General features: G+C 65.2%; 6 protein-coding genes. 5 read left to right on the forward strand and 1 reads right to left on the reverse strand.

The features are described from left to right. Positions 1 to 2 precede the first annotated feature (2 nt). Positions 3 to 1,037 carry a PRC-barrel domain-containing protein gene (locus EN742_RS22605; RefSeq protein WP_245492381.1) on the forward strand — a complete coding sequence of 345 codons (1,035 nt, stop codon included), beginning with the start codon at positions 3 to 5 and terminating at the stop codon, positions 1,035 to 1,037. Positions 1,038 to 1,088: 51 nt separating this feature from the next. Here EN742_RS22605 and EN742_RS22610 read toward each other — a convergent pair whose 3' ends face one another. Next, a complete protein-coding gene (locus EN742_RS22610) occupies positions 1,089 to 2,639 on the reverse strand; it encodes an alkaline phosphatase family protein (RefSeq protein ID WP_126058005.1) in 1,551 nt (516 codons plus the stop codon). A gap of 220 nt (positions 2,640 to 2,859) precedes the next feature. On the opposite strand from EN742_RS22610, the gene EN742_RS22615 reads away from it, so the two are divergent. From EN742_RS22615 to EN742_RS22630, 4 genes are all read left to right on the forward strand, one after another. Further along, positions 2,860 to 3,792, forward strand: coding sequence for a VOC family protein (locus tag EN742_RS22615; protein ID WP_126058006.1), 933 nt, complete (start codon positions 2,860 to 2,862; stop codon positions 3,790 to 3,792). 3 nt (positions 3,793 to 3,795) lie between these two features. Continuing rightward, positions 3,796 to 4,431, forward strand: a complete 636-nt coding sequence (locus EN742_RS22620; protein WP_126058007.1) for an alpha/beta hydrolase — start codon at positions 3,796 to 3,798, stop codon at positions 4,429 to 4,431. Then, complete coding sequence (locus EN742_RS22625) at positions 4,424 to 4,723, forward strand: GNAT family N-acetyltransferase (protein ID WP_027166574.1); 300 nt, start codon at positions 4,424 to 4,426, stop codon at positions 4,721 to 4,723. Before EN742_RS22620 ends, EN742_RS22625 begins: the two co-directional genes overlap by 8 nt. A gap of 142 nt (positions 4,724 to 4,865) precedes the next feature. Further along, positions 4,866 to 5,431 (forward strand): membrane dipeptidase (locus tag EN742_RS22630; RefSeq protein ID WP_189375522.1); only part of this gene is annotated, 566 nt, incomplete at its 3' end.

Here is a 5,431-nt window from a genome sequence, read left to right on the forward strand (position 1 = left end):
GCATAGGAGCCAAGGACGTCGCCTTCGACTACGACAAGCTGCAATGGGTCGAGAAGAACGGCGACCGCTGGCTTGTCGCCGAGACGACGAAGGAAGCCCTGACGGCCCTGCCGGACTTCGACAGGAAGCCGTATGATCCGGCACCGGCTGCTCAGACCGACACGACAGCGCAGGCGCCGTCGACCACGACGGACGGCACTGGCGCGCAGAAGCCTGTCGATATGAATGCCGCGCCGGCTGAACCGGTGAAGAAGGCGGATGGCAACCTCGCCACCAACATAATCGGCGAATCCGTCTACAATGGCACAGCCGACGACGCGCAGAACATCGGCGACGTCAATGACATCGTTCTCACCAAGGACGGCAAGGCCGAGGCGCTCGTCATCGGCGTTGGCGGCTTCCTCGGCATAGGCGAAAAGAACGTCGCCTTTGACTTCGCCAAGGCCAAGTGGGCCGAAAAGAACGGCGATCGCTGGCTGGTCGCCGAGACCACGAAGGAAGAGCTGCAGGCGCAGCCGGACTTCAACCGCAAGGCCTACGATCCGGCGCCGGCAACCACAGCGTCGACCGAGGTCCCGAAGGCCGCGGCTCCGACTGCGACCGCTCCGGCGCCGATGGACAAGACAGCCGAGGCCCCGGCCGCTCCTGCGCCTGACGCCAAGGCAACCGACCCGACACAGACCGCGGCAATCGATAAGTCGACGCTGACGGAGATGCCGGTCGGCGAGATCCGGGGCGACGACCTGAAAGGGACGACCGTCTACGGCGCCAACGATGTCCAGGTCGGCGAGATCGGCGATGTCGTGCTGACGCCCGACAACAAGCCGGACGCGGTGATCGTCGATGTCGGCGGCTTCCTCGGCATCGGCGAAAAGGAAGTCGCTGTCGGCATGGACAACCTCAAATTCATGACCGACAAGGACGGCAAGAAGTACCTCTACACCACCTTCACCAAGGAACAGCTCGAAGCGCAGGCGGCCTATGACAAGGGCAGCTACGCCGAACAGCGGGACCAGCAGAGGATGATAGTGAAGTAAAGGCAATGGGAGTTGGGCGGTAGGCAGTAGGGAAGCAAGCTTTTCTACTGCCTACTGCCTATTCACATATCCAACCACGCCATCCTCCGTTAGCTCCGCCAGCGCCAGCGACTGGTCGAGATGCTCGGCCCGCCAGGCCAGCAGCCTTTCAGCAAATTGCAGTCGGACCGCGAGATAGGCAGGATCGTTGGCGACGTTGGTCAGTTCGCCCGGGTCCCTCGCAAGATCGAACAGCAACGGCGGCAGGCCGCCGCCGAAATGCACATATTTGAAGTCGTTCGAACGGATGACGGCGAGGTTGCACTGGCGCGAGCCGATGCCGAAGTGGCGCTCGGCCTCGCCGTCGGCCACCGAGCGGAAATCGAATTCCCAACGCGCGGCGTCGCGCCAGTCGCGCGGCGCGCCGCCTTCCAGGAACGGTTTCAGTGAGCGGCCGTCGAGGTGCGGTGGCGGATCCTCGCCGAGGAGATCGAGCAGGGTCGGCAGGATATCGACGGCTTCGCTGAAGCAGTCGACCTTGCCGCCGGTCGCATGGCCCAGGCGCGGGTCGCGGATGATCAGCGGGATGTGGTAGCTGCCGTCGAAGAAGCCGCCCTTGCCGAGCATGAAATGCTCGCCCATCATCTCGGCGTGGTCGGAGGTCAGCGCGATCACGGTCTCGTCCCAGGCTGTCGCCGCCTTGAGCGCCTGCCAAAGGCGTCCGAGTTGCGCGTCGACTTCGGAGATCATGCCGTAATAGATGGCCCGGATGGCGCGGATATTGTCCTCGCCCCAGTCGCGCACCCTGCCTTCGGCGCCGGGGCGGAAGTTCTGCCGCATCCGGCAGTCGAGATCGTAAGCGAGGTAAGGGTGGCTCTCGGCCTCGGCCTGCCAGCGCCCGGCGCGACTGAAAGCGGGACCGTCGGCCGGATCATACATGGTGTTGTAGGGCCCAGGCACGATGAAGGGCGGGTGCGGGCTGATGAAAGAGAGATGCGCGAACCAGGGCGCGCCGCGCTCCTGCTCGCCCAGCCAGCGGATGAACTCACCAGCGAGGAAAGCCGTCGGCGTCTGGTCCTGCGAGTAAACGGGTGGCGCATTGGACACGGGGTCGCTCGGTTCGCCAACCGGGCGGTGGATGTCCGGATGGCCGGCACTGACGTCGATGCCTTGGGCCCGCAGCCAGGATAGCCAAGGCTTCTGATGCTCGGGCAGGAATTGGCGCACCGTGAAGCCGGGCAGGACGCCCTCATAGGTTCTCAGCCTGGGGTCGCCGGGTGAAAGCAGGCGCGGATCGAGCGAGACGTCGGTATAGCCGAAAAGCGTCGGGTCATAGCCAAGCGCCCGGGCGGCAAGCGCGATGTTGCCGTGGCGGGCATCCAGCGGCGTGCCGTTGCGGCAGACGCGGTTGTTCATCTGATAGAGGCCGGTATAGAGGCAGGCGCGCGCCGGCGAGCAAGGGGCCGCGCCGCCATAGTGCCGGCGAAACAGGACGCCCTCGGCGGCAAGCGCGTCGGCATTCGGCGTTTTCACCACGGGATGACCGGCGGCGGAGAGGCAATCGCCGCGCCACTGGTCGCATGTGATCAGGAGAATGTTGGGGCGTCCGCTCTTGCTGGCCACGCGCTTGCTCCTTATCCGGCACGCCGCTCATGGAGCCGAATTCAGGCCGCCGCGCAAGGCCCCTGCCCATCTATTGATTGGTGAACAAACAGTGCGATATTGTTCACTTTTACAGCACAGTCCATTCTGTGTTTGCGTCCTTTGCCGCGGCCGTGCCGATCCTCATATTGGCGTGGACAGCGGCGAGGGCCGCACCAGCCAAAAAGGAAGGAGCAAGACAATGCTCGACCAGATCAAGGGCCTGCATCACGTGACCTCGATGGCCAGCGATGCACGCCTGAACAATGAATTCTTCACCAGGAAACTCGGCCTGCGCCGGGTCAAGAAGACCGTCAATTTCGACGCGCCCGACGTCTACCATCTCTACTATGCCGACGAGGTCGGCACGCCGGGTTCGGTGATGACCTATTTCCCGTTCCCCAATATCGGCAAGGGCCGGCATGGGGTGGGCGAGGTTGGCACCACGGTCTATTCGGTGCCCGAAGGCACGCTTGCCTATTGGGAAAAGCGCTTCGCCGACGAAGGCGTGAGCGGCGTTTCCCGCACGGAGAGCTTCGGTGAGAAGCGGCTCAACTTCGCCGGTCCCGACGGCGACGGTTTTGCGCTGGTCGAGGACAGGTCCGATAGCCGAGCGCCCTGGGTGAAGGGCGGGGTCCCGACCGACGAGGCGATCCGCGGTTTTCACTCGGTCGCCCTGAGGCTGAAGGACGGCGGCGCCACCGAGGAGTTGCTGAAGTTCATGGGCTACGAGGAGGTCGACAAGTCCGGCAATATCCGCCGGCTGGCGATCAAGAACGGCAATGGCGCCGATGTGGTCGACATCGAATCGTTGCCGGGTGCCGGCTTCGCCAATCTCGGCGCCGGCTCGGTCCACCATGTCGCATTCGCGGTCGAGGATCGCGCCAGGCAGCTCGAGGTCCGCAAGGCGCTGGTCGATACGGGCTACGGCGTGACACCGGTGATCGACCGCGACTATTTCTGGGCGATCTATTTCCGCACGCCGGGCGGCGTGCTGTTCGAGGTGGCGACCAACGAGCCGGGCTTCAACCGCGACGAGGACACCGCCCATCTCGGCGAGGCGCTGAAGTTGCCGACGCAGCACCAGCACCTGCGGCCCTATCTCGAACAGCACCTGCAGAAGCTGGAAGACTGAGCCATGAGCAAGGATGCCTACTTCCACAAGCTGCTGCCCGGTTCGCCGGGCAGCCCGCTGCTGTTCGTTTTCCACGGCACAGGAGGCGATGAGAACCAGCTGATATCGCTGGGGCGCGAGCTTCTGCCCTCGGCAACCATCGTGTCGCCGCGCGGCGACGTGTCGGAGCAGGGCGCCGCGCGCTTCTTCCGCCGCACCGGCGAGGGCGTCTATGACATGGACGACCTCGCGCGGGCGACCGGCAAGATCGCCGGCTTTATGAAGGCGCATGTCGAGGCGGCGAAACCCTCGGCAGTTCTCGGGCTCGGCTATTCCAACGGCGCCAACATCCTGGCCTCGGTGGCTTTTGCGCAGCCAGGCCTGCTCGACGCGGCGGCGTTGATGCATCCGCTGATCCCGTTCGAGCCGCAGGTGAAAGGCAGCCTTGCCGGCCGCCATATGCTGATCACGGCCGGCAAACGCGATCCGATCTGTCCGCCCAGCCTGACGTCACGGCTGGAGGCCTATTTGCGCGCCGATGGCGCCGATGTCACAGTGGAATGGCACGATGGTGGGCACGAGGTGCGGCCGAACGAAATCGAGGCGGCGCGGCGGTTCTTCGCCGCCTTGCCGGTTGAAGGGAGCGTGAGCAATGGCTGATCAATTGCCCGAGATCGAACTGGAGGATCGCGGCTCCAAGGGCCGCTATGTTCTGCGCGGGCCCGGCGGCGCCGAGGCCGAGATGACCTTCACCAAGATCGGCGAGCACCAGCTCATCATCGACCACACCGAGGTGCCGGACGTGTTTCGCGGCCAGGGCGCGGGGCTTCGCCTCGTCACCCGCGCCGTCGAGGACGCGCGCGCGGCCGGCAAGAAGATCATCCCGCTCTGCCCGTTCGCCAACGCCCAGTTCCGCCGCCATCCGGAATGGGCCGACGTGCTGAAGCAGTAGTCGCCGCCCCTTTGGGTCGGCAGCCACAAATCCAAGCGCCGGTCTGGCATTTGCGCGATTTAGCCATCTTGCCTAAGTAGAGGTATCGTCCGCGGGCGCATTCGCCGTCCGCGGCCCGCCACCTCAAGCCAATGGCCTCCTGATGACCGCAACCGACCTCATCCCCGTCTTCGACGGCCACAACGACACGCTGCTCAGGCTCTACCAGTCGAAGGAAGCGGATGTCGAAAAGCTGTTCATCGAAGGCACGCCGGGCGGCCATATCGACCTGCCCCGCGCAAAAAAGGGTGGCTTTGCCGGCGGCATGTTCGCGATCTTCCCGCCGCCGATCCAGAAGACCAAGCGCAGCGCCGTGCCGCCGGCGCCGAGCGACAACGAACCCCTGCCGCCGGAGCTGCCGCGTGCCGAGGCGGTCACATCGACCATCGGCATGGCCTCGATCCTGTTTAGGCTGGAGCGGGCAGGCGCGCTGACCGTCTGCCGCAGCGCCGGTGACGTGCGCGAGGCGATGGCGAAGGGCTCGATCGCGGCGGTGTTCCATATCGAAGGCGTCGAGGCGATCGATCCCGAGCTTGCCATGCTAGACGTGCTGCACGTCGCGGGGCTGCGCTCGCTGGGCATCGTCTGGAGCCGCCCCAACGCCTTCGGCAACGGCGTGCCGTTTCGCTTTCCGTCGTCGCCGGACACAGGGCCCGGCCTGACCGACGT

This window comes from Mesorhizobium sp. M4A.F.Ca.ET.020.02.1.1 (assembly GCF_004022645.1).
Lineage (GTDB): Bacteria > Pseudomonadota > Alphaproteobacteria > Rhizobiales > Rhizobiaceae > Mesorhizobium.

Excerpts from the sequence above, each read along its gene's own strand:
- EN742_RS22615 (WP_126058006.1), top strand. The coding sequence starts at position 2,860 with ATGCTCGACCAGATCAAGGGCCTGCATCACGTGACCTCGATGGCCAGC.
- EN742_RS22620 (WP_126058007.1), top strand. The coding sequence starts at position 3,796 with ATGAGCAAGGATGCCTACTTCCACAAGCTGCTGCCCGGTTCGCCGGGC.
- EN742_RS22625 (WP_027166574.1), top strand. The coding sequence starts at position 4,424 with ATGGCTGATCAATTGCCCGAGATCGAACTGGAGGATCGCGGCTCCAAG.